Raw genomic sequence first — 21,423 nt, forward strand, 5'->3', positions numbered from 1 at the left:
TGATGCAGGCGGCCAATGCGCTGCTGGTCCCGCTCGCCGCGACGACACCCGATTTCTGCTCGACCGTCCAGTTCCTCTCGATGATGGATCAGGTGATCAACCAGCTGCAGACCGCTGGTATAGAGGTCGATTATCAGTTCGTCCGCCTGCTCTGTTCGAAATTCGACAGCAATGATCCCAGCCATTCGATGGTCCGCGCGATCATGGAGCAGAGCTTCGGCCCTGCCCTCCTCCCCGTGCCCATCCTCGACAGCGCGGAAATCAGTCATGCGGCATTGCGCATGATGACGGTGTATGAGCTGGAAAAGCCGATCGGCACGCCGCGCACCCACAAGCGCTGCCGCGCCAATCTCGACGAAGCCATGGGCCAGATCGAGGCGCTCGTCCGCCAAAGCTGGGGCCGCGTCGCTCCCGCGCGTGAGGAGGACATCGTCAATGCGGCTTGACCATTGGTTCGCGCAGAGGCGCAGAGGCGCAGAGATGTCGCGCCGCGCCGCAGGCAAATTTCCCCGTGCGAGGCTTCCGCTTGGCGCTGTCGGTTGCATTGATATAGGGGCTGCGCCGCTCACACACCCTCTCTGCGCCTCTGCGCCTCTGCGCGACCAAAAATCAAAGCTGTCCTACAGCAATATGTTCACCCTATGTTCCCCGCGAATCGGAGGACAAGCCCATGGCGCGTAAGCAATCGGACTATCTGGCAGCCCTTTTGTCAGACGAGGCGGAGAGCCCCGCCCCCGTTCCAGCGGCCGACAGCCCGCCTGTTACCGAGGCCGAACCAGCCCCCTCCCCTGCCCCGGCTCGCCCCGAACGGGCGCGCGGCGCAACGCTGCTCGGCCGCGAAACCGCGCTTGCCCGGCTCGCATCAGGCGAGGTGCGGCAGGTCACGCAATTGCTGCTCGATCCGGCAAAGGTTCGTATCTGGCGCGGCAACGCCCGGCTCTATTCCCATCTGACTGAGGATAATTGCCGCGAACTGATCGACTCCATCATCGCGGAAGGGGGCCAGAAGGTTCCCGCCGTCGTCCGCCGCGTCGAAGGCGATCCCGATCACGACTATGAAGTGATCGCGGGCACGCGCCGTCACTTCTCGATCAGCTGGCTGCGGGCGCACAGCTATCCCGACATGATGTTCGTGGCGCAAGTCGCCCAGCTGGACGACGAAGCGGCCTTCCGCCTCGCCGATCTGGAAAACCGCGCGCGCAAGGACGTCACCGATCTCGAACGGGCGCGCAACTATGCCGAGGCATTGGGCGCCCATTATGGCAGCCACCTCACCCGCATGGCCGAACGGCTGAAGCTCTCCAAGGGCTGGCTCAGCAAGATGATCAAGGTCGCAGGGATACCGGACGACATTATCGACGCCTTCCCCTCGCCCGGCGATGTCCAGCTCAAGCCCGCTTATCCGCTGGCGCAGGCGCTCGATGATCCCGCCGCGGCTCCGGCCATCCGCGCTGAAGCCAATCGGCTCACCACGACACAACGGGAACGCCGTTATGCGGGCGCACCGCCCCTCCCCGCTGCTGAAGTTTTGAAGCGCCTTCTTGACGCGCCGCGCGTAGCCGTATCGGAACCGAAGGAAGAGCCCTTCACCTGGACCACGCGCTATGGCCGCCCTGCCCTCACCGTGCAGTCGGTCAACCGCCAGGGCATCACTATCCGCTTTCACGCAGGCTCGGGCGCGGACATGGCAACGCTGGCAACCGCGCTCCGCGACACGCTCGAACATCTTGAACGGCAGGGAATGGGTCTACAGCAGTGACAGGCTCGGGGGGGCATAATAGCATCGCGACACAGGGAAAGGGCATCTTGCCCGGCCTTGGCTCGCGCGCTGTTTCCCCGGGGAAACAAGGCCACACCAGATCGGGCCACCCTCCCCTCTCCTCCCGGAGCCTTCGTTGTTTCGCCCCGATACCATCCCCGTTTCCCCGGGGAAACACCCTCGCCACCCTGCCCTTGCCAAGGAGCCGCCCATGACGCGCACTGGCAAGGCCGAGCTTACCGATCAGTTCGAGCTGTTCCTTCCCTATATCGCGGACATGCCGCTGCGCGACCAACGCGAGATGATGGAGCGCCCCTTCTTCAGCCTCGCCAAGTCGAAGCGCGTCAAGCCGATCGATTACACCTCCCCCGATGGCAAAGCCTGGGTCCATGTGTCCGCCAATCCCGATTACGGCATGGCGACCATCTGGGATGCCGACATCCTTATCTATTGCGCATCGGTCCTCGCCGACATGGCCCGGCGCGGGATCAATGACGTGCCGCGCAAGCTACATCTCATGCCTTATGACTTGCTGCGTGCCATTCATCGCCCGACCACCGGCCGCGCCTATGAATTGCTCGGCCAGTCGCTGGACCGCCTCGTCTCCACCACGATCAAGACCAACATTCGCGCCGAAAACCGCCGCGAGGCGACCTTCAGCTGGCTCGATGGCTGGACCCAGCTTGTCGATGAACGCACCGAACGATCGCGCGGCATGACGATTGAACTTAGCAACTGGTTCTATGAAGGCGTGTTGATGCAGGGCGGCGTCCTGTCCATCGATCGCGCCTATTTCGACCTGACGGGCGGGCGCGAGCGCTGGCTGTACAAGGTCGCGCGCAAACATGCTGGCGGGGCAGGGGAGGGGGGCTTCTCCATCTCCATGCCAACCCTGTTCGAAAAGTCAGGGGCAGAAGGCGCCTATCGCCGCTTCAAGTTCGAGATCGCCAAAATCGCCGAGCGCGATCCGTTGCCCGGCTACACATTATTGCTCGAACAGCCCCAGGGTAAGCGCGAGCCATCGCTACGCATGAGCCGCCGATCGGCCGAAGCCCCGCGCGCCTCAAACGACGTCCCGCCAGCGAAAGTCGGCATCCCACCCAAGGTCGCGGCTCTGAACGGCGCGAAACCTTCTACCCGCCAAAGTCCAGCGGCCGATCCGCAACCCTTGCTCGACGCCGGGGATGTCATCCGCCGTACGGTCACCAGCCTTTCCTCCCGCGCCACCGCTGGCGAACTCACCGACGCAACCCTCGCCACCCTGCGCACGGAATGTCCGGGTTGGGACTATCAATCCCTCCATCAGGATTTCCGCAACTGGCTAGACGCTGACCCGACGCGCACGCCGGTCAACTACCAGAAAGCCTTCATCGGCTTCGTGCGCCGTTTCCATGAAAAGAACCGCCACCGCCTTTGACGTTTCGGCGCAAAAGGCCCCCTCTTCAGTCAGGCCTTGCTCGTTAGCGTATAAGCGTTCCCGAAGTGTCGGTTGCTCCGCAGTGCGTTCGGCGCCTGATTTCCCGAAGCTACTGCCGACTTCATTTCATCCACAGCTTTTGAACGACATTAAGAGGCCGACCAATGCAACTGATTCAATCCCTGCTGAAATCCCCACCTCATCCGGGCACCATCGACACTCCAGGAACGGCCAACGCTCCTTCAGGAACGATCCGCCGACACATCAGGAACACCTTCCTCGACACTCCAGGAACGAAAGCCCGACCTTTCGGGAACAGCCCGGTTCGCCCGACTCGCCTGTCCCCGCCACTTTTGCCGCATCCCGCGCAGGCTTAACTCTCTAACTTTCTACTAAACCCTATAACCAGAAAGAGATTCTTCTAGTTTTTTGAAAGGGAGAGAAGAAGCGAGCTGCGACACCAATTTGGTCGCTCCTTGATGGGAGATGCTGAGCAGGCGCGCGATCGCCACCTTGCTCAAACCCGGATAGGCCAGTTCCAACCGCATCAGCAGCGGTGCCTTGCTCCGCTTCGTCACCGACAGCTCTTCGGGAAGCTTATTGAGCCGCGCTTCAAGCCGGTTAAGTTCCGCCAACCCTTGCGCTGCCTGCCGCCCGATCATTTCAACCAACTGTCCCGCCAGCGTCCTTACATCCACGCCGGGAAATCGGGGCAGATCAACGAAAGACGGAAGTCGCCGCAATGTCAGCCCGGATGCTTCGAGCGCCGCCGGGATGTGCGCCGCCACCACCCATCCCAGGTCCGGCCGTCGGGGATCGATGTGCAACCGCCGTCCATCCGCCGTCGTCAGCAATTGCCCCTCGCTCATGGGCGCCACCAGGCCTTCCCGCGCCGCGATGAGCCGCTCCGCTACCTCTTCCACACCCGTTGAAGGGTAGGGGGCCTCCACAACCGCCTGAACCGCCCGCCAGGCCGGGCCAAAGCGCACCAGATCGTCTGATGCCCAGATTTCCGCCTCTTTCCTGTCATCCAGCAGCTGGCGTGATATGTTCAGCGTCGCCCGCGCGATCGGATCGCGCTCGCCCTCGCTCGCCGAAAGCACGAAATGAACCAGCGCCGCGATCGACAAGGGGTCGTTCAGCCCCTCGCTATGCCGGGGCGGGGGCGTCCGTCCGCAAATCCAGTCCTGCAAATCTCCGACGGAAATGGGCACGGACGCGACACTGGCCAGCGCCGCGGCCCCTTTAAGGCGCGATCGGGCTAGCCAGATGTCAGTCGCCGGGCTGTTGGCAAGGCGCCCATCAAGCCTCCCCAACAAGAGAAATGCCTGCTCCGGCGAGGAAGAAAAATCCCGCATTTCCGGGCTATATCAGCATGTATGATGTAACCAAACACATATGTTGGTTACACATGCTTTTCCCCGTTCAAAACGCGATCAATTCACCTTCTCCTTCATGAATTGAACCCCAATCCAGCTTGAAACCCGCCGCTCCCCACGCCATCTGTCCGGCGGCCAAATTCATTGGAGGGCATGAAAGAAACGCCATGACGAACCCGACCGACGCTGCTCCTGAAACCCGTTCCTTCGAAGCTGACGTAGCCAAATTGCTGCACCTGATGGTGCACTCGGTGTATTCGGACAAGGATGTGTTCCTGCGCGAACTCATCTCCAACGCCGCCGACGCCTGCGAAAAGCTGCGCTATGAAAGCCTCAGCGATCCAGCGCTCGCCGCTGGCGCCAGCCCGCAAGTGACGGTGACGCTCGATCCCGACGCCCGCCAGCTGTCGATCGAGGATAATGGCATCGGCATGAGCGAGGCCGAGCTTGTCGAGGCGCTCGGCACCATCGCCCGTTCCGGAACAAAGGCGTTCATGGAACGCGTCGCCAGCGCCAAGGACGCGGAAGGAACGCAGCTGATCGGCCAGTTCGGCGTCGGCTTCTATTCCGCCTTCATGGTCGCCGATCGCGTCGATGTGTTGTCCCGCCGCGCGGGCTCCGATCAGGCGGCGCGCTGGTCGTCCGATGGCCTTGGCACCTATACGGTCCAGCCCGCCGAAACGGCCGAAGCGCCCGAACATGGCACGCGCGTCCTGCTGCATTTGAAGGAAGATGCTGCGTCCTACACGGAACGCTATCGCGTCCAGCAGATCATCAAGGACCAGTCCGGCCATGTGCCGGTGCCGATCTTCCTCAAGGAAAAGCCCGACGCGGAACTCGAGCAGATCGCGGATGGCGCGGCGCTCTGGACCAAGCCCAAGAGCGAGATCAGCGCGGAGGAATATACCGACTTCTACCGCAGCGTGGCGGGCCAGTTCGACCAGCCCGCACTGACGCTGCATTACCGGGCGGAGGGGCTGCACGAATATTCGGTGCTGGCCTTCATCCCTGAAATGAAGCCGTTCGACCTGTTCGATCCCGACCGCACCGGCCGCATGAAGCTCTATGTCCGCCGCGTCTTCATCACCGACGAGGCGGAGATATTGCCGCGCTACCTGCGCTTCGTGCGCGGTCTGGTGGACTCCAGCGACCTGCCGCTCAACGTGTCGCGCGAAATGATCCAGCAGAGCCCGGTTCTCGCGGCGATCCAGAAGGGCGTCAGCAACCGCATCCTCACCGAACTTGAAAAGCTATCCGCCAACGACGGCGAGGCATACATCAAATTCTGGGACAATTTCGGCGCAGTGCTGAAGGAAGGGCTGTACGAGGACTTCGCCCGCCGCGAGCAACTCCTTGGCCTAGCCCGCTTCAAATCCACTGCTTCGAGCGACAGCTGGCGCTCGCTCAAAGATTATGCGGAGGGCATGAAGGAGAACCAGACGGCGATCTACTACGCCACCGGCTCCGACCTCGACCGCCTTGCGTCCTCGCCGCAGCTGGAAGGCTTTCGCGCGCGCGGTATCGAGGTGCTGCTGCTGACCGATCAGGTGGACAGCTTCTGGGTCACGGCTGGCGTGGACTATGACGGAAAACCCTTCAAGTCGGTGACGCAGGGCCTTGCCGACCTCAGCCTCGTGCCCCTGCCCGAAGGCGAGACGGCCGCGCCCGCTGCCTCGGAAGAAGTCAGCAGCTTCATCGATTTCGCCAAGGATCTGCTCAAGGATCAGGTTTCCGACGTTCGCGTGTCCGAACGGCTGACCGAAAGCCCGGTCTGCCTCGTCGCGGCCGAACATGGCATGGATCGCCAGCTGGAAAAGCTGCTGGCGGCTGCCGGTCGCGGCGGCGGGGCTTCGGCGCCTGTGCTGGAACTCAACCCGCGCCACAGCCTGATCGTCCGGCTGAGCGGCCTTCAGGACGACAACAGCCTGCGCGAGGATGCCGCCTGGCTGCTGCTGGATGAGGCGCGGATTGCCGATGGCGAATTGCCCACCGATCCGCGTGCCTTTGCCGATCGGCTCGGGCGACTCATGGCGAAGGCTCTGGGCTAAGCGCCGTGGATCAAATCGGCCTTACACCCTGAAACCGTTCGCCCTGAGCCTGTCGAAGGGCTCTTCTTTCTTCCAAAGAAGTGAAGCGCTTTGACAGGCTCAGCTCGAACGGATTGTGCATTAAGATTCAACACACTCTGCTTTGGTCGCGATCTGCTGTCGCGGCATAATCCCGCGCCGGCAACAATCAGCCGAGCGTCACGAAGATTTCCGCCTCTATCAGCCACTCGTCCCGCAGCTTGCGCCATTTCGCGCTATAGATGCCGGATGCGGTCGGTTCCTGCGTGTCCGCCGCCAAGCCTTTCCATTCACCCTGTTCCATCGCGATCGGTTCGACAGGGGAGGCGGTGATGCTGGTGGGCATCCGGACATAGATGGTGCGCTCGGGCGACGCGAACTCGCGCTTCCATGCCATTAGCTGCGCCTTCCGGCCGCTGATCACCCCGCTGTCACTGCCGGTCACCAAAATCGCGGCGGGTGACAACAGCGGGCCTATCGCGCTCAGGTCCATCTCCGCCAACGCCCGGTTGAATGCCGCGCGCCGCATTCGGATCGCAAGATCGCAGGATTGGGTCACTCAACTATTCCGATCAGCACCGCTTGTGTCAGCCGCCTATGATCCAGCGCCGTCGCCGCTGCAAGAAAGGAGCGTCAGAGTAAATCCGGCCGCCACCCATCCCGATGGCACCGACGCAATCTCTGCGCCCCACGATGCGCCCGGTCGTTAAGCCATTGCAATGAAGATGCAACCGCCAGGATATTGCCGCGTTATAACTTGATGATTTTGCGGTGCGGTGCGTCTGATCCTGCTTCGGCAGGCGATGGATTTTGTGACTTGATCGTTATGCCGACGGCCGTGCTGACGGAGGCATGGTTGAATGACAGATATTTTTGATCGCGTTTCGACGGGCAATTCCGGGCTCGATCTGGTGTTGGGTGGAGGCCTGCCTGCCCAGAGGCTGTATCTCGTCGAAGGCGCTCCCGGATCGGGAAAGACGACGCTCGCGCTGCAATTCCTGCTCGAAGGCGTGGCGGCGGGCGAGCCGGTCCTTTATGTAACGTTGTCGGAAACCAGCGAGGAGTTATCGGTCGTTGCTGCCTCGCACGGCTGGGACCTCAACAACGTCAATCTCTTCGAACTTGCCTCCGCCGATTCCGTGCTGGGCATAGGACGGGACCAATCGATCCTGCACAGTTGGGAAATGGAACTGGGCGGCACCATCGAACTCATCCGGGAGGAGGTGCAACGGCTGAAACCCCGTCGCATCGTGTTCGACAGCCTGTCCGAATTGCGGCTTCTGGCGCAGGACCCGCTCCGTTACCGGCGCCAGCTGCTGTTCCTCAAACAGTTTTTCGCGCAGATCGACACCACGGTTCTGCTGGTCGACGACCTGACCGGCGGCGCGGGTATCCGCGACAATCACCTGCATAGTCTCTGCCATGGAGTGATAACGCTGGAACGGCTGACGCTCGATTTCGGCGCGGCGCGGCGGCGAATGCAAATTCAGAAGATGCGCGGCGTCGATTTCGTCGCCGGTTATCACGACATGATCATTCGCAAGGGCGGCATCGACATATTCCCCCGCCTCATCGCGTCCGACCATCATGCGCCGTTCGTCGGCGAACCGGTGCCCAGCAAGATTCCGGAGCTGGACGCCATCCTGGACGGCGGTCCCCAACGCGGTACCAGCACGCTCATCACGGGGCCTGCGGGCGCGGGCAAGACGACGCTGGCCCTGCAATATGTCATCGCCGCCTGCGAACGTGGCGAACACGCGGTGATCTATGAATTTGACGAGCGCATCGGCACGCTCATTACCCGAGCGCGATTGTTCGGAACCGATCTACAGGCTTTGATGGATGACGGCCGCCTTGTCATCCGCCAGATCGATCCGGCAGAGGTCGCGCCCGGCGAATTCGCCGCCATGGTCCGACAGGAGGTGGAGGAGCGTAATTGCCGCATCATCCTGATCGACAGCCTCAACGGCTATCTGGCGGCCATGCCCCAGGAACAGCAGCTGATCCTGCAATTGCACGAACTTCTATCCTACCTCAGCCACCGGGGCGTCGTGACCTTGCTTGTCAATCCACAGCAGGGTTTCTTCGGGTCGATGCGAACCGACGAACTGAATGTGTCCTACATAGCGGACATCGTCATCCTTATGCGCTTTTTCGAGGCGGACGGGCGCATCCGCAAGGCGCTGTCGGTCGTCAAGCACCGCAGCGGCGCGCATGAGGATTCCATCCGCGAATTCAGGATCGACGCCCATGGCGTTCGGGTCGGTGAACCGCTCTCTGATTTCAGGGGCGTGCTGACCGGGACGCCGGAATATCTGGGAGCGTCTTCACCCCTGATGGAGGACCGCGACGGCCGTGCATAAGGCGGCCGCATCCTCAACCCTCCGGGTCATCGTCAGCGCACCCTATGGCAGCGACGCGGACAGCGTGACGAGGCTGTTGCAGGGGGAGGGGCATCGGGTCCAAATCTGCCCCACCCTGACCGAGGTGGCAGAAGCTATCGACGAGCAGACGGGCGTCGCACTGGTCACGGAAGAAGCGTTGTTCACCGACCTTGGTCCATTACACCGCGCGCTGGATGCGCAGCCTGCCTGGTCGGACGTTCCCTTCATACTGCTCGCCGGACGGCAGGCGGGCCGTTTTGCTTCCAGTGAGGCCATCAGGCGCCGATTGCCCGATAACGCGCTTAGCGTCATCCTGCTGGAACGCCCCGTCAGCGGGGAATCGCTGATAAGCGCCGTCGCATCGGGCATAAGAGCCCGGCAGAAGCAATTGCAGATCCGCGACCAGTTTGCGGCCATCGATGCAGAACGTACCCGGCTCAACACGTTGCTCGAAAATCTTCCGGTCGGCGTCGCGTTCATCAACACCGACGGCAGCACGCTGCTTTCCAACCCCGCATTCCGCCGTTTCCTGCCCAGCGGAGACATCCCCGCCCGGTTGCCTGACGGGGAGGACCGTTGGGAAGGATATGAAGAGGATGGAAGCCGTATTACGCGCGATCGCTTCGTGACGATGCGCGCTCTGAAGGGCGAGCTGGTGCGAGGCATCGAGTTTCTGCATCACCCGGCAGAAGGTCCGCCGGTCTGGACTCGGGTAAGCGGCGTGCCATTGCTCGACCCGGGCAGCTCGCGGGTCACAGGTTCGATTTCGGTGATCGTCGACATAGACGAGCAGAAACGGGGCCAGCAGGCGCTTGCAGAGGCCGCCCAGCGGCTGGAGCAGGAGGTCGATGCCCGCACCCGTGAATTGCGGGAAGCGCTGCTGCGACTGGAGGCTGAGGCGGAAGAACGTGCGCGCGCCGAGGAAGCCTTGCGTCAGGCACAGAAGATGGAGGCGGTCGGCCAATTGACCGGCGGGATCGCGCATGACTTCAACAATATGCTGACGGGCATCATTGGGGCGATCGACATTCTGAAGCGCCGGATTTCCAGTGGCCGACTGGACGATCTTGATCGTTTCATGGATGCCGCCAGCACATCGGCACAGCGCGCGGCGGCGCTGACATCCCGATTGCTCGCCTTTTCTCGTCGGCAGTCGCTCGACAGCCGCCCCACCGACGTCTGCAAGCTCATTCATTCGCTGGAGGACCTGCTTCGTCGCACCATGAATGAATCGATCGAGGTGGAAATCCTTTCCTCCTCCCCGTTGCCGACGGCGCTGGTGGACGCCAACCAGCTGGAAAGCGCGATCATCAACCTTGCGATCAATGCCCGCGACGCGATGCCTGATGGCGGTCGCCTGACGCTGTCGTGCGAAGAGGTGGAGCTGGATGAGGAGTGCTGCGCGCGCAATCCGGGCATCACTCCGGGCCGCTATATCATGGTCGGGGTGTCCGACACCGGGGTGGGCATCGATAGTGATACGCTGGACAAGGTGTTCGATCCCTTCTTCACTACCAAGCCGATCGGACAGGGCACGGGCCTGGGCCTGTCGATGGTCTATGGCTTTGCCAAGCAGTCGAACGGTCTGGTGCGCATCAACTCGACGGTGGGCGAAGGGACTGTGGTCAGGATATTCCTGCCGGTCGCGGATCAACAAACTGAAGCCGAATCCGTGGAACATGCCGCCATTCACCATGGCGACGGCCAGTCGGTGCTACTGGTCGAGGATGATGACTCCGTGCGGCTCCTCGTACGCGATGTGCTTGAGGAGCTGGGCTACAAGGCGACCGAGGCCGCCGATGGACAGCAAGCGATGCGCATATTGGAGTCCGGGCAGCGCTTCGACCTCATGATATCCGATGTCGGCTTGCCGGGAATGAACGGGCGGCAATTGGCGGAAATCGCGCGCGCGCATTTGCCCGACCTGCCTATCCTGTTCGTCACGGGCTATGCGGAAGGAGCCGCCGTGCGGGGTGGCTTCCTGTCCAACAACATGCAGATGATCACCAAGCCATTTCAGATCGAAATGCTCTCCGCCCGCATCCGTGAAATGCTGGAAAGCTGATGGGAAGCTAGCCCGTTACTCCGTGGAACGGTTCGCCTGCGACTAATGGGCGACCCTTGCCACCGCTTCTAAGTATGTTTCCTCATACCTGCTATAGATGACGCGCCTTAACCTGATGCCTTTGTCGTGGAGGCTATGATGAAGAATATTCTTCTCCTGGTACATGATGATGAGGGTCAGGAAGCTAGACTTCAAGCAGCACTGGATCTGACCCGTGCCCTCGGCGGCCATCTTCAATGCATCGATGTCACGCCATTTCCGGTCATTGCTGGCGATCTTTATGCAGGTTTTGGCGAAACGGCTGTCCTGCTTGATGAGCGCCAGAGCGAAGCCCGGAACAAGACAAAGATCAGCGCTCGCCTCGCCAAAGAGGATGTGAGTTGGGACTGGGTCGACATCACAGGAGAGATAGCAAGCTGCCTCCTGAAGGAGGCCGCGCTTGCGGACATCGTCGTCCTCAACCGGCAATTGGACAGTTATCCCCTTCCAGACATGCGGACGATCGTCGGTCAGGTGCTGATGCACGCCCGGGTTCCGGTGCTAGCCGTGCCACAAGAGGTCAAAGGTTTCAGCATCAAACGGGCATTGCTGGCCTGGGATGGCCATCCTTCATGTATCGCAACGATGCGAGCCTGCACGCCTTTGCTCGCGCTGGCGGACGAAGTCGAAGTGCTGACCATAAAGGACGGCTCGATTCAGGCTGAACCCAGTGACGCTGCCCGATATCTCTCGCGCCACAATGTGCACGCGAGCATTCGGGTTCTCAACGATCGCCTTCATCCTGAGGACGCGATAATCGAGGAAGAGGCCGAACAATGGAGGGCGGATTATATTATCATGGGCGCCTACGGCCGCGGAAGGATCATGGAAACATTCGGCGGCGTGACACGGCGTCTGCTTACCCGCAGCAAAAGGCCTTTGATACTCGGCCACTGAGTTGGTGCCAGCGCTCCGTCCCATGTTGCGCGTGGCATGGGTCAGCCGATCGCAATCCAGACGGCAAGGCTCGCCGCCGCCGCTGCAAGAGCGGCGAACAGCGGGATCGCGGCTCTCATGCCGCCGTGGCCCCAGCCGATGACCACCGTCATCACGCCTTTGGCCAGAGTGTTCGCCAGAACTGCGCCGCCGAGGACGAAGCCAGCGGTTTGATTGTCGATCGCATGTGTAGGGAGCCCCGCCATCGTCATCACGGCGGCATCGACGTCCGATATTCCGGTGAGAGTCAGGACGACCGCCATGCCCTCCTGCCCAAAATGTTCCAATGCCCAACGCGCGGCGAGCGACAATCCCGCGACAAGGGCAGCCAGCAGGAGCGCAGGGGTAAAGCCCAGGGGATTGGCGACGGCGGCTCCGTTGCCGCCCTTGCCTTGGGCACGCCATGCGGTCAGGGCGAAGGCGACGGCTACAAGCGCTGCCGGAGCCATGGTCAGAGCCAGAGAGGGCAGCGCGCGGGGAACGAGGACGAGCGCCACCAGCTGTACTCTGACGAACATCACGATTGATGCGACCGCAATGCCTGCCGTCAATAATCCTCGACCATCGGGTTCGTCGCGGAGCCGCCGGGCATAATCGGCCGTGACGGCGGTGGATGACACAATGGCCCCGGTAAGCGCGACCAGCAACACGCCGCGATCGCGGCCGAAGCGTCTGGAGATGGCATAACCGGCGAAGGACAGTCCCATCACGAAGACGACCACCATCCAGATCTTCCTGGGGTTCCAGGCGTCGTAAGGGCCATAGGAGGCATCTGGCAGTAGTGGCAGGATGACGAGAGACACCAGCAGGAAGCGGGACACACCCTCAATCTCGCTCTCATCCATTCCCCGAAGCAGAGCGTGCATCGATTGCCGTGAGCTCAAGATCGCAAAGATCGCCGCACCTGTGGCCAGGCCTAGAGCAGGGGAGAGGCGCGTGGCGCAGAAACCCGCGCCGAATGTCAGCAGGCCCGCCAATGTTGTGGTTGCGGACAGATGATCCTGATCGGCGCTTCGACTGTAGCCAACGGTCAGCACGGCGGAGACACCCAGGCCCAGGGCGGCCGCAACCATGTCAGGGGCAAGGCCGCCGAGTCCCCCAAGCAATCCGATCAGCCCGAAGGTGCGAAAGCCCGCGACCCTGCGACCCTTGCCGAAGTTCCGCTGCGTCCAGCCGCGCTCCATCCCTACAAGCAGGCCCACTGCGATCGATGCGATCAGGGAAAGATAGGGGTGAGCGATATTGAACATGGGTTTGACTAGCCTAAGCGCATCGGAGCAGATCGCGATAGGTATAAGTCGCAATCAAACCGTCTTCATCTTCACCGGAATTTTGAGATAGCGAACGCCGTTGCTTTCGGCTTCGGGGAAACGACCTGCGCGGATATTGACCTGAATCGAAGGCAATAGCAGCCGAGGCACGGGCAGCGTCGCATCACGGGCTTCGCGCATGGCGACGAAACTGTCTTCATCCACTCCGTCATGGATATGGACGCTTGCGCGCCGTTCTTCACCTACTGTCGTTTCCCAACGATAGTCATCGCGGCCGGGCGCCTTATAGTCGTGACACAGAAACAGGCGGGCTTCATCGGGCAGGCTCAGCAGCCGCCGGATGGAACGGTAAAGAATGCGCGCGTCGCCACCGGGGAAATCCGCCCGCGCCGTGCCATAGTCAGGCATGAACAATGTGTCGCCGACAAAGGCCGCATCGCCGACCAGATAAGCGATGTCCGCAGGCGTGTGTCCGGGGACATGCATGACCGTGAAGCGCAGCATGCCCACTGAAAACTGCTCGCCATCTCGAAACAACCGGTCGAAATCCGAACCATCGATCCGCATGTCGTTGAGTCCGAAGACGGGACGGAAGATTTTCTGTACGTCGCAAATATGCTCGCCAATGCCGATCGGCGCACCGGTCCTGCCCTTGATAAAGGGTGCTGCGGACAGATGATCAGCATGGGCGTGCGTCTCCAGCACCATAGTGATCCGCCAACCCTGCTTTTCAGCAAAGGCCAGCATCCGCTCGGCTGAGCGCGTATCCACCTCTCCGCTGGCAATGTCGAAATCCATCACCGGGTCGATGACTACCGCCTCCCGGGTTTCGGGGTCAGCGACCAGATAGCTCACCGTATAGGTCGCCTCGTCGAAAAAGGCTTCGATCAGGGGCTTTGTGTCCATGTCGTCCTCCATTGCTCCTTGACAATATATTACATATATCTAAATTAGCAATATCTAATGGAGTACATAATGATCCGTCCGTTGATGAACCTCGCCACCTTCGAGAAGAAGGCGGGCGAAGTCTCGAACCTGCTGAAAGCGATGGGCAACGCCCGGCGCCTGATGGTGCTGTGCAAGCTGGTCGAACATGGCGAAATGACCGTGGGCGACCTCGCGCAAGAGGTCGGTTTGTCGCAATCCGCCCTGTCGCAGCATCTCGCCAGGATGCGGGACGAGGGGCTGGTTGCCTTTCGACGGGAGAGCCAGACGCTCTGGTATCGCATCGCCGATGCGCGGACGGAACAGTTGCTCGCCAGTCTCTACACCATCTTCTGCAAGGAATGATCCGATGCCGATCACAACCATTACCCCTCACGACGCGGACAAAGCCGTGGCCAAGGGCGCCACGCTCGTCGATATCCGTGGACCGGACGAACATGCCCGCGAGCATATTCCGGGGGCGATCCATGTCCCACTCGATCGTCTGGCGGAACTGCCACAGGTGGCCGGGCCAATCATCTTTCACTGCAAGTCAGGTATGCGAACGCAAGCCAATGAGGCAGCCTTGCAGGCGGCGGCGGGCTTCACGCCCTGCCATATACTTCAGGGCGGTCTGGACGGCTGGCGCGCAGCGGGACTGCCGACGCGCCTCGACCGGGCACAGCCGTTGGAGATCATGCGGCAGGTGCAACTGGTGGCAGGTGGCCTCGTGCTGCTGGGCGTCCTGCTTGGCTTCCTCGTCGCTCCCGCTTTCTTCGGACTGTCGGCCTTTGTTGGCGCGGGGTTGATGATGGCAGGGGCGACCGGCTGGTGCGGCATGGCGAAGCTGTTGCAGGCGATGCCATGGAATCGCCGCGCTCTCGGCGCGTAGGCCGATCATGTCTCCGGCCATGATCGTTGCGGCTCTGGCTTCGGGCGGCCTGATCGGGACGGTGTTGGGTCTTGTCGGGGGCGGCGGCTCAATCCTTGCCGTGCCGCTGCTGGTCTATGTGGTGGGCGTGGGGTCTGCTCATGCCGCCATCGGGACGGCAGCGGTCGCCGTCGCGGCCAATGCGGCTTTCAGCCTGATCGGCCATGCCCGCGCCGGTACGGTGAAATGGCCATGCGCCCTCGTTTTCGCGGGAGCTGGCGTCACTGGCGCGGCGATCGGCGCGGAAATCGGGAAGGCGGTGGACGGCCAGCGATTGCTCATGCTGTTTGGCTTGCTGATGATCGGCGTGGGCCTTTCCATGCTACGGACGAAGCGCACCACTGAGGCGCCCGATGTACGACTGTCGCGAGCAACCGCTGGTCGATTGTTGCCGCGCCTCTTTCCGATCGGCCTTGGAGTGGGATTGGCCGCTGGCTTTTTCGGGATCGGCGGCGGCTTCCTGATCGTGCCAGGGCTGATGATGGCGACCGCCATGCCACTCAAAAATGCAGTGGGAACGTCGCTCGTCGTCGTTACGTCGCTGGGCCTCACCACTGCGGCTTCCTATGCGCTGTCGGGTTTTGTCGATTGGTCACTCGTGGGAGTATTGATCGCAGGCGGTGTCGGCGGGGCGGCTATAGGTATCGCTTTGGGCCGAAAGATGGCGGCGCGCAAAGGGCTGCTGGAGCGACTGTTCGCCGTCACGGTGATCGCCGTAGGCGCATATGTCGCGCTGCGGGGCGTTTGAGTTCCTTTCATCGCGGTCGGACGTCGGTTCTGCTGGTTCGGATCATGCTTTAAGGGGCGCAAGACCCATCTGCTCTGGCGTGATCGCGCTTGCGTCCGCACATCAGCAAGTGGCAGCCCATTTTCTCGTCCGAAGGCAGCGCGGGCTTGTGTCGGCCTGGAGGTATCCAACCGAGAGGGGCTGAGCCGCAGAAATAGGGCGAACGCGTCGAAAAGTGGGGCACCTGTCCCGCCGAGAGGTTGACAAAGGCGAGGCTTGCCAGAGCCAGCGCACTAAACCGCATGGCTGAACCGCTTTTCCGCTGGTTGCAGATAGCTGTCGAATGCGGCGGCTATGCTGCGGGCGTAGGGGAGGGCACCGGGGGTCAGTTGCACTCGGCCTTCGCTCAATCGCAATAACCCAAGTCGTTCGAAGCGCGACAGGTCCGGCTGGGGCAAAGTGCCGACATGCGCTTCGCCCCTACAGAGGATCGCCTCGATGATCCGGCCACGACGCCGGTCATCGCCGGTGCGCAGCGTGCCCCGGGTGGCGGAAAGCTCGCCGCGCTCCACGCGTTCGCGCCAAGGTCCGGCCTGTTTCTCATTCTGGACGATGAGGTCCGGGAATTGGCTGATTGCACTGGCGCCCAGACCCAGGAGGATATCAGCAGGATCATCGGTAAAGCCCTGGAAGTTGCGGCGCAGCCGTCCGTCACGCGCTGCTATTGCCAGGCCGTCTTGCGGAAGGGCGAAATGGTCGAAGCCAATCGCCGCATAACCAGCGGCAGTGAGCATCCCGTAGCCTTGTGCGGCCATGTCGAAGCGCATGGCGAGATCGGGCAGATTGCTGCCGTCTATGCGGCGCTGGCGAGGCAGTAGCTGCGGCATATGGGCATAGCCGAACAGGGCGATACGGGCGGGTTGCATCCCGATGCTTGCTTCCAAAGTCGCCGCAAGATCGTCGAGGCTTTGGCCGGGTAGGCCGTACATGAGGTCGAAACCGATCGCGATCCCGGCTGCGCGGAGTTGATCGACGGCTCGCTCCACCATGTCGAGCGGCTGAATGCGGCCAATCGCGGCCTGAACATGCGGAGTAAAGGTCTGCACGCCCAGGTTGACGCGGCTGACGCCCATGGCCGCCATGGTGGAAATCCAGATGGCGTCGAGGCGGCGGGGGTCGAGTTCGACCGAGATTTCGGCGTGACGTGCATCAAAACAGATCAGCAATTGCTGAAGCAAGCGGACGAAATCGACGAGCGGCAGCGAATTGGGACTACCGCCGCCGAAGGCGATCCGCGCGACGCGTCCGCGTCCGCGCAAGCGCCCCGCGATGGAAGCTATCTCTCGCTCCAGCGCCTCCACATAAGCCGTCAACCGCTGGGCGCGATTGGCCGCTCCTGTATTGCAGCCGCAATACCAGCATATGTCGTGGCAATAGGGGATATGGACATAGAGGGAGAGGGGGGCGTCCGTTTCCACCCCGTCCAGCCTGGCTGCAAGATCATCCGCGCCCACATCGGCGGTGAACTGCGCGGCGGTGGGATAGCTGGTGTAGCGCGGCACCGGCTGGGCGAGCAGGTCAGGATAGTAGGTCCACATGGCTGAACCGGATCGCATGGGACAGCGCACGCAGCATTGCGCCAGGTCAAATTGCCGCTTGCGCCGGATCAATGCCGGGCGTGCGGCGACGGGGCAAAGCCAAGTCACCGACAATAGGGACGGAGACTTTGGAAATGCACATCAAGGCTATCTTACTCGGAGCGGCGGCTGGTTGCGCCGCCATGTCCGCACCTGCGCAGGCCGCGCAGGGCGACGTGCTGGTGCGGCTGCGGGCCATCATGGTTGCGCCCAATGAACGAAGCGGGAGCGTGCTGCCTGCCTTTCCGGGCGAAAAGGTGAAAGTCGATAACAGCGTGATGCCGGAGATCGACGTGACCTATATGGCGACCGACCATGTGGGCTTTGAGCTGATCGCCGCCACGACCAAGCACAGCGCTAGCGGACGCACTGGAACGACCGGGGCGATCGGCCGTCTTGCCTCCACCTGGGTGCTGCCGCCCACGCTGACGGCGCAATATCATTTCCTGCCGGAAGCCAAGATCCGGCCCTATGTGGGGGCGGGCGTCAACTACACGCTGTTCTACAATGAAAGGGCGTCGAACGCACTGGAAGGCGCGGTGGGCGCGACCAGGGTGCACATGTCGGACAGCTTCGGATGGGCGGCGCAGGCCGGAGTTGATGTCGATTTGACGGACCGCGTCTTCCTGAACCTGGATGTCAAATATATCGATATCGATACCACGGCCCGGCTCTCGACCACGGCGGCGGGCGTGCAGAAGGTTCGCGTGCATCTCGATCCGCTGGTCTTTGGCGCGGGTGTGGGCGTAAAGTTCTGAAACCCTATGCCGCGGCGAGCGCCTTCACCACGAAGGGCAGGCGCTCGCCATCCGGCTCCGTCAGCGTCAGATAGCTGCCGGGCTGAATTGCATGCGCGTCCAGGCGGAAGAGTTGCTCGTCATCTTCCTCACCCGGCTCATAGGATAGCGCCCAGCCGCTGGAAGTCCGTAGCAGCCAGCCATGGCGGTCGGGTTCATTCGGCCAGAAGCGCCGGACGGTGGCGAGTTCTGGTTTGTGCCGATATTCCTGTTCGTCGATCAGCCCGTCCTGGTCCAGCGGCAGGCGCATGACATAGCTGCGAGCTGCCGATCCGTTCGGAAAGGCAGGTGTGCGTGCGAGTTCGAGGCGTATCGTTGTCCATGTCATACCACCCAGATCGGGTTTTCCGGGGACAAAGACTATAAGGACTATCCCGGATGGCGGCGGAGCCCGTCAGATCCTAGCCAGCAAGGATAAGTCACGGTTCCTCGGCAGGAGATGTGAGATGAAATCGATACTGCTTCATATCCATGACGATCGAGGCGCGGAAAGCCGCCTGCAGGCAGCGTGCGACATCGCGCGTGCGACGGGGGCGCACATTCGTTGTGCTCAGGTGACGCAAATGCCCGACATGGTGGCCGCGGACATGTATGGCGGCGCGGCGCTGGCGCCTTCCATCATCAACGAGCTGCGTGAAATCGACGAGCGAATCAAGACCCGCACCGAAGAAAGGCTTCGCGCGGAAGGTGTAAGTTGGGATTGGCGGCAATTCGATGGCGATATCCTTCATGGCCTATTGGCCGCCTCGACATTGACCGATGTCATTGTCGTGACCCTGCCTGAAGGGCCGCGCAGGGTGCTCACCGATCCACCGCCGATCGCCGCCGAACTGGCCCTGTCAGGGCCGGTGCCGGTGATGGCGGTCCCGCAATCGGCGAAATCGCTGATGGTAGCAGGCCGCGCGCTGGTCGCCTGGGATGGATCGCAGGAAGCATCGGCGGCGCTGCGGGGCGCGGTGCCGCTGCTGAAGCTCGCGCAGGATGTGCACATCGTGACTGTGGAGGAAGTAGGCAAAAATGCCTTCCCCGCGACTGATGCCCCCGAATATCTTGCCCGCCATGGAATCAAAGCGGAAGTCCATAGCTGGCCACGGGACGGCCGCGCTGTGGAAGATGCCCTGATGGCCGCCGTCGAAGCATTGAAGCCCGACTGGATGGTGATGGGCGCCTATGGTCACAGCCGGTTGCGCCAGTTCGTGTTCGGCGGCGTGACCCGAAAGATGCTGCGCGAAGGACGCGTGCCTGTCTTGCTGGCGCACTGAAGACAGGGCATTGTAACCCGATGGCGGTGGCGGACGATGACACGGAAGGCTTGATCGAGCGCGAGCATAGCTTGGAACAGGCGTTGCTGGGGTCAATTCTCGCGACGGTGCCCGACGCGCTGATCGTCATCGACATGGCCGGGCGGATCGTGTCCTTCAGCGCGGCGGCGCAGCGCATGTTCCAATATGCCGAAACGGACGTACTGGGCGAAAATATCTCCATGTTGATGCCGTCGCCGGATCGGGAACGGCATGATGGCTATATCGACCATTATCTCAGTACCGGCGAAAAACGGATCATCGGTATCGGCCGCCTCACCAGCGCGCGGCGGCGCGACGGATCGACCTTTCCGATCGAATTGTCGGTGGGCGAGGTGCAGGACCGGGGGCAAAGGCTGTTTACCGGCTTCATCCGCGACCTGACCGAGCGGCAACAGGCCGAGCGGCGCGTGGCGGACCTTCAGGCGGAACTGTCGCACGCCAGCCGGGTGACGGCGATGGGGACGCTGGCGTCCGCGCTGGCGCATGAGTTGAACCAGCCGTTGACGGCGATCGCCAACTATCTGGAGGCCGGGCGCGACCTGCTGGACGCCGACGGGCCGGTGGATCGCGAGATGCTGCGCGAGGCGATGGACGAAAGCGCGCGGCAGGCGCTGCGCGCGGGCGAGATCATCCGGTCGCTGCGCGAGTTCATCAAGCGCGGCGAAACGATGCGCCAGCCGGAATCGTTGCGGGAACTGCTGGCCGAAGGGGCCGCGCTGGCCTTCATCGGCATGGACAGCCGGGGCATCGACATGGACATAAGCGTCGATCGGCGGGTGGACAGGGTGCTGGTCAACCGCGTGCAGTTGCAGCAGGTGATCATCAACCTCATCAAGAATGCGATGGAGGCGATGGCGCACAGCCCCGCACGCATCCTGCGCCTGTCCGCCGCCCCGGCCGAGGATGGACGGGTCGAGGTGATCGTGGCGGACAGCGGAACGGGGTTGGACCCCGACATGTCGCGCACGCTCTTCATGCCCTTCACGACCAGCAAGCCGTCCGGCATGGGCGTGGGCCTGTCGATCAGCCAGACGATCGTCGAAGGCCATGGCGGCCGCATCTGGGCACAGCCGTCGCAATGGGGCGGCACGGCCTTTCACTTCACCCTCGATCGCGCGGATTAAGGCATGAGCGAACCCTTCCCCATCTATGTCGTCGATGATGACGAGGCGATCCGCCGGTCGCTGTCCTTCCTGCTGAAGACCAGCGGCTATGCCGTGCGCCTGTTCGAGGGCGGGACGGCTTTCCTGAAAGAGGCGGCGGGGCTGGAGCCGGGATGCGTGCTGCTGGACGTGCGGATGCCCGATATCGATGGGCTGGAGGTGCAGCGCGAATTGCGCGCGCGGGGCGTCATGCTGCCCGTGGTGATCATGACCGGCCATGGCGACATCGACATGGCGGTGGCGGCGATGAAGGCGGGCGCGAGCGACTTCATCGAAAAGCCGTTCGAGAAGGCGGCGCTGCTTGGATGTGTCGAAGCGGCGCGGCGGGTGGCGGTCGCCGACCGTGGCGCAGGCGCGCGGGCGGAGGATGCGCGCGCGCGGCTGAATGTGCTGACCGATCGGGAGCGCGATGTGCTGGACGGACTGGTCGAAGGGCTGCCCAACAAGACGATCGCCTTTGACCTCGGGATCAGCCCGCGCACGGTGGAGATCCATCGCGCCAACCTGATGCAGAAGCTGGAGGTGAAGAGCCTGGCCGAAGCGCTGCGCATCGCGTTCCATGCGGGGTTGGAGTGAGGGAACCTGTGGGTCCGTCACCCCGGGCTTGACCCGGGGTGACGGATG

The 21,423-nt window shown here is 62.4% G+C and carries 21 protein-coding genes (1 of these 21 running past the window's edge); 14 read left to right on the plus strand and 7 right to left on the minus strand.

Annotated elements, in window-relative coordinates; all coding sequences use genetic code 11:
* From IZV00_RS17355 to IZV00_RS17365, 3 genes are all read left to right on the plus strand, one after another.
* On the plus strand, positions 1-446 hold the 3' portion of the coding sequence (locus tag IZV00_RS17355; RefSeq protein WP_196226864.1) for an AAA family ATPase. The gene continues 751 nt to the left of window position 1, outside the view; the window shows 446 of its 1,197 coding nt (coding positions 752-1,197); its start codon lies beyond the left edge, outside the window; it ends in the stop codon at positions 444-446.
* A 224-nt stretch (positions 447-670) separates the two neighbouring features.
* Positions 671-1,759, plus strand: coding sequence for a ParB/RepB/Spo0J family partition protein (locus tag IZV00_RS17360; RefSeq protein ID WP_196226865.1), 1,089 nt, complete (start codon positions 671-673; stop codon positions 1,757-1,759).
* Between the two features lie 211 nt (positions 1,760-1,970).
* A complete protein-coding gene (locus tag IZV00_RS17365; protein WP_196226866.1) occupies positions 1,971-3,176 on the plus strand; it encodes a replication initiator protein A in 1,206 nt (401 codons plus the stop codon).
* Between the two features lie 392 nt (positions 3,177-3,568).
* Here the strand turns inward: IZV00_RS17365 and IZV00_RS17370 are convergent, their stop codons facing one another.
* Positions 3,569-4,390, minus strand: coding sequence for a hypothetical protein (locus IZV00_RS17370; RefSeq protein WP_329604510.1), 822 nt, complete (start codon positions 4,388-4,390; stop codon positions 3,569-3,571).
* A gap of 332 nt (positions 4,391-4,722) precedes the next feature.
* Here IZV00_RS17370 and htpG point away from each other — a divergent pair, with 332 nt between their 5' ends.
* Complete coding sequence (htpG, locus tag IZV00_RS17375; protein ID WP_196226868.1) at positions 4,723-6,603, plus strand: molecular chaperone HtpG; 1,881 nt, start codon at positions 4,723-4,725, stop codon at positions 6,601-6,603.
* A gap of 187 nt (positions 6,604-6,790) precedes the next feature.
* Here the strand turns inward: htpG and IZV00_RS17380 are convergent, their stop codons facing one another.
* Positions 6,791-7,180, minus strand: coding sequence for a nuclear transport factor 2 family protein (locus tag IZV00_RS17380; protein WP_196226869.1), 390 nt, complete (start codon positions 7,178-7,180; stop codon positions 6,791-6,793).
* 301 nt (positions 7,181-7,481) lie between these two features.
* Between IZV00_RS17380 and IZV00_RS17385 the strand changes: the two genes are divergently transcribed.
* The gene (locus tag IZV00_RS17385) at positions 7,482-8,984 is read left to right on the plus strand and encodes an ATPase domain-containing protein (RefSeq protein WP_196226870.1); all 1,503 of its coding nucleotides are present in this window, start codon (positions 7,482-7,484) and stop codon (positions 8,982-8,984) included.
* On the plus strand, positions 8,977-11,070 hold the full coding sequence (locus IZV00_RS17390) for a hybrid sensor histidine kinase/response regulator (protein WP_196226871.1): 2,094 nt from the start codon (positions 8,977-8,979) through the stop codon (positions 11,068-11,070). Before IZV00_RS17385 ends, IZV00_RS17390 begins: the two co-directional genes overlap by 8 nt.
* A gap of 42 nt (positions 11,071-11,112) precedes the next feature.
* On the opposite strand, the gene IZV00_RS21250 is transcribed toward IZV00_RS17390, so the two are convergent.
* Complete coding sequence (locus IZV00_RS21250) at positions 11,113-11,538, minus strand: hypothetical protein (RefSeq protein WP_230463401.1); 426 nt, start codon at positions 11,536-11,538, stop codon at positions 11,113-11,115.
* A 24-nt stretch (positions 11,539-11,562) separates the two neighbouring features.
* Here IZV00_RS21250 and IZV00_RS21255 point away from each other — a divergent pair, with 24 nt between their 5' ends.
* Positions 11,563-12,006: a universal stress protein gene (locus IZV00_RS21255; RefSeq protein ID WP_230463402.1), complete on the plus strand. Its 444-nt coding sequence runs from the start codon at positions 11,563-11,565 to the stop codon at positions 12,004-12,006.
* A gap of 41 nt (positions 12,007-12,047) precedes the next feature.
* Here IZV00_RS21255 and IZV00_RS17400 read toward each other — a convergent pair whose 3' ends face one another.
* Positions 12,048-13,295 carry an MgtC/SapB family protein gene (locus IZV00_RS17400; protein ID WP_196226872.1) on the minus strand — a complete coding sequence of 416 codons (1,248 nt, stop codon included), beginning with the start codon at positions 13,293-13,295 and terminating at the stop codon, positions 12,048-12,050.
* Between the two features lie 54 nt (positions 13,296-13,349).
* Positions 13,350-14,222: an MBL fold metallo-hydrolase gene (locus IZV00_RS17405; RefSeq protein ID WP_230463403.1), complete on the minus strand. Its 873-nt coding sequence runs from the start codon at positions 14,220-14,222 to the stop codon at positions 13,350-13,352.
* A gap of 69 nt (positions 14,223-14,291) precedes the next feature.
* Between IZV00_RS17405 and IZV00_RS17410 the strand changes: the two genes are divergently transcribed.
* From IZV00_RS17410 to IZV00_RS17420, 3 genes are read left to right on the plus strand one after another with little or no spacing between them, the layout of a single operon-like run.
* A complete protein-coding gene (locus tag IZV00_RS17410) occupies positions 14,292-14,606 on the plus strand; it encodes an ArsR/SmtB family transcription factor (RefSeq protein ID WP_196226874.1) in 315 nt (104 codons plus the stop codon).
* 4 nt (positions 14,607-14,610) lie between these two features.
* Positions 14,611-15,132: a rhodanese-like domain-containing protein gene (locus IZV00_RS17415; protein WP_196226875.1), complete on the plus strand. Its 522-nt coding sequence runs from the start codon at positions 14,611-14,613 to the stop codon at positions 15,130-15,132.
* A 7-nt stretch (positions 15,133-15,139) separates the two neighbouring features.
* Positions 15,140-15,919 carry a sulfite exporter TauE/SafE family protein gene (locus IZV00_RS17420; protein WP_196226876.1) on the plus strand — a complete coding sequence of 260 codons (780 nt, stop codon included), beginning with the start codon at positions 15,140-15,142 and terminating at the stop codon, positions 15,917-15,919.
* A 272-nt stretch (positions 15,920-16,191) separates the two neighbouring features.
* Here the strand turns inward: IZV00_RS17420 and hemN are convergent, their stop codons facing one another.
* Positions 16,192-17,496: an oxygen-independent coproporphyrinogen III oxidase gene (gene hemN, locus IZV00_RS17425; RefSeq protein WP_196227500.1), complete on the minus strand. Its 1,305-nt coding sequence runs from the start codon at positions 17,494-17,496 to the stop codon at positions 16,192-16,194.
* Between the two features lie 134 nt (positions 17,497-17,630).
* Between hemN and IZV00_RS17430 the strand changes: the two genes are divergently transcribed.
* On the plus strand, positions 17,631-18,293 hold the full coding sequence (locus tag IZV00_RS17430) for an OmpW/AlkL family protein (protein WP_196226877.1): 663 nt from the start codon (positions 17,631-17,633) through the stop codon (positions 18,291-18,293).
* A gap of 4 nt (positions 18,294-18,297) precedes the next feature.
* On the opposite strand, the gene IZV00_RS17435 is transcribed toward IZV00_RS17430, so the two are convergent.
* The gene (locus IZV00_RS17435) at positions 18,298-18,660 is read right to left on the minus strand and encodes a hypothetical protein (RefSeq protein WP_196226878.1); all 363 of its coding nucleotides are present in this window, start codon (positions 18,658-18,660) and stop codon (positions 18,298-18,300) included.
* 118 nt (positions 18,661-18,778) lie between these two features.
* On the opposite strand from IZV00_RS17435, the gene IZV00_RS17440 reads away from it, so the two are divergent.
* From IZV00_RS17440 to fixJ, 3 genes are read left to right on the plus strand one after another with little or no spacing between them, the layout of a single operon-like run.
* Positions 18,779-19,594 carry a universal stress protein gene (locus IZV00_RS17440; protein ID WP_196226879.1) on the plus strand — a complete coding sequence of 272 codons (816 nt, stop codon included), beginning with the start codon at positions 18,779-18,781 and terminating at the stop codon, positions 19,592-19,594.
* A gap of 20 nt (positions 19,595-19,614) precedes the next feature.
* Complete coding sequence (locus IZV00_RS17445; protein WP_196226880.1) at positions 19,615-20,760, plus strand: sensor histidine kinase; 1,146 nt, start codon at positions 19,615-19,617, stop codon at positions 20,758-20,760.
* Between the two features lie 3 nt (positions 20,761-20,763).
* Positions 20,764-21,375 (plus strand): response regulator FixJ, encoded by a 612-nt coding sequence (fixJ, locus tag IZV00_RS17450; protein WP_196226881.1) that lies wholly within the window; start codon positions 20,764-20,766, stop codon positions 21,373-21,375.
* Positions 21,376-21,423 lie beyond the last annotated feature (48 nt).

This window comes from Sphingobium sp. Cam5-1 (assembly GCF_015693305.1).
Taxonomy (GTDB): Bacteria; Pseudomonadota; Alphaproteobacteria; order Sphingomonadales; family Sphingomonadaceae; genus Sphingobium.

Excerpts from the sequence above, each read along its gene's own strand:
- IZV00_RS17430 (WP_196226877.1), top strand. The coding sequence starts at position 17,631 with ATGCACATCAAGGCTATCTTACTCGGAGCGGCGGCTGGTTGCGCCGCC.
- IZV00_RS21255 (WP_230463402.1), top strand. The coding sequence starts at position 11,563 with ATGCGGACGATCGTCGGTCAGGTGCTGATGCACGCCCGGGTTCCGGTG.
- IZV00_RS17440 (WP_196226879.1), top strand. The coding sequence starts at position 18,779 with ATGAAATCGATACTGCTTCATATCCATGACGATCGAGGCGCGGAAAGC.
- IZV00_RS17420 (WP_196226876.1), top strand. The coding sequence starts at position 15,140 with ATGTCTCCGGCCATGATCGTTGCGGCTCTGGCTTCGGGCGGCCTGATC.
- IZV00_RS17445 (WP_196226880.1), top strand. The coding sequence starts at position 19,615 with ATGGCGGTGGCGGACGATGACACGGAAGGCTTGATCGAGCGCGAGCAT.
- IZV00_RS17415 (WP_196226875.1), top strand. The coding sequence starts at position 14,611 with ATGCCGATCACAACCATTACCCCTCACGACGCGGACAAAGCCGTGGCC.
- fixJ (WP_196226881.1), top strand. The coding sequence starts at position 20,764 with ATGAGCGAACCCTTCCCCATCTATGTCGTCGATGATGACGAGGCGATC.
- IZV00_RS17365 (WP_196226866.1), top strand. The coding sequence starts at position 1,971 with ATGACGCGCACTGGCAAGGCCGAGCTTACCGATCAGTTCGAGCTGTTC.
- hemN (WP_196227500.1), bottom strand. The coding sequence starts at position 17,496 with ATGTGGACCTACTATCCTGACCTGCTCGCCCAGCCGGTGCCGCGCTAC.
- IZV00_RS17400 (WP_196226872.1), bottom strand. The coding sequence starts at position 13,295 with ATGTTCAATATCGCTCACCCCTATCTTTCCCTGATCGCATCGATCGCA.
- IZV00_RS17410 (WP_196226874.1), top strand. The coding sequence starts at position 14,292 with ATGATCCGTCCGTTGATGAACCTCGCCACCTTCGAGAAGAAGGCGGGC.
- IZV00_RS17435 (WP_196226878.1), bottom strand. The coding sequence starts at position 18,660 with ATGACATGGACAACGATACGCCTCGAACTCGCACGCACACCTGCCTTT.
- IZV00_RS17405 (WP_230463403.1), bottom strand. The coding sequence starts at position 14,222 with ATGGACACAAAGCCCCTGATCGAAGCCTTTTTCGACGAGGCGACCTAT.
- IZV00_RS17360 (WP_196226865.1), top strand. The coding sequence starts at position 671 with ATGGCGCGTAAGCAATCGGACTATCTGGCAGCCCTTTTGTCAGACGAG.
- IZV00_RS17385 (WP_196226870.1), top strand. The coding sequence starts at position 7,482 with ATGACAGATATTTTTGATCGCGTTTCGACGGGCAATTCCGGGCTCGAT.
- htpG (WP_196226868.1), top strand. The coding sequence starts at position 4,723 with ATGACGAACCCGACCGACGCTGCTCCTGAAACCCGTTCCTTCGAAGCT.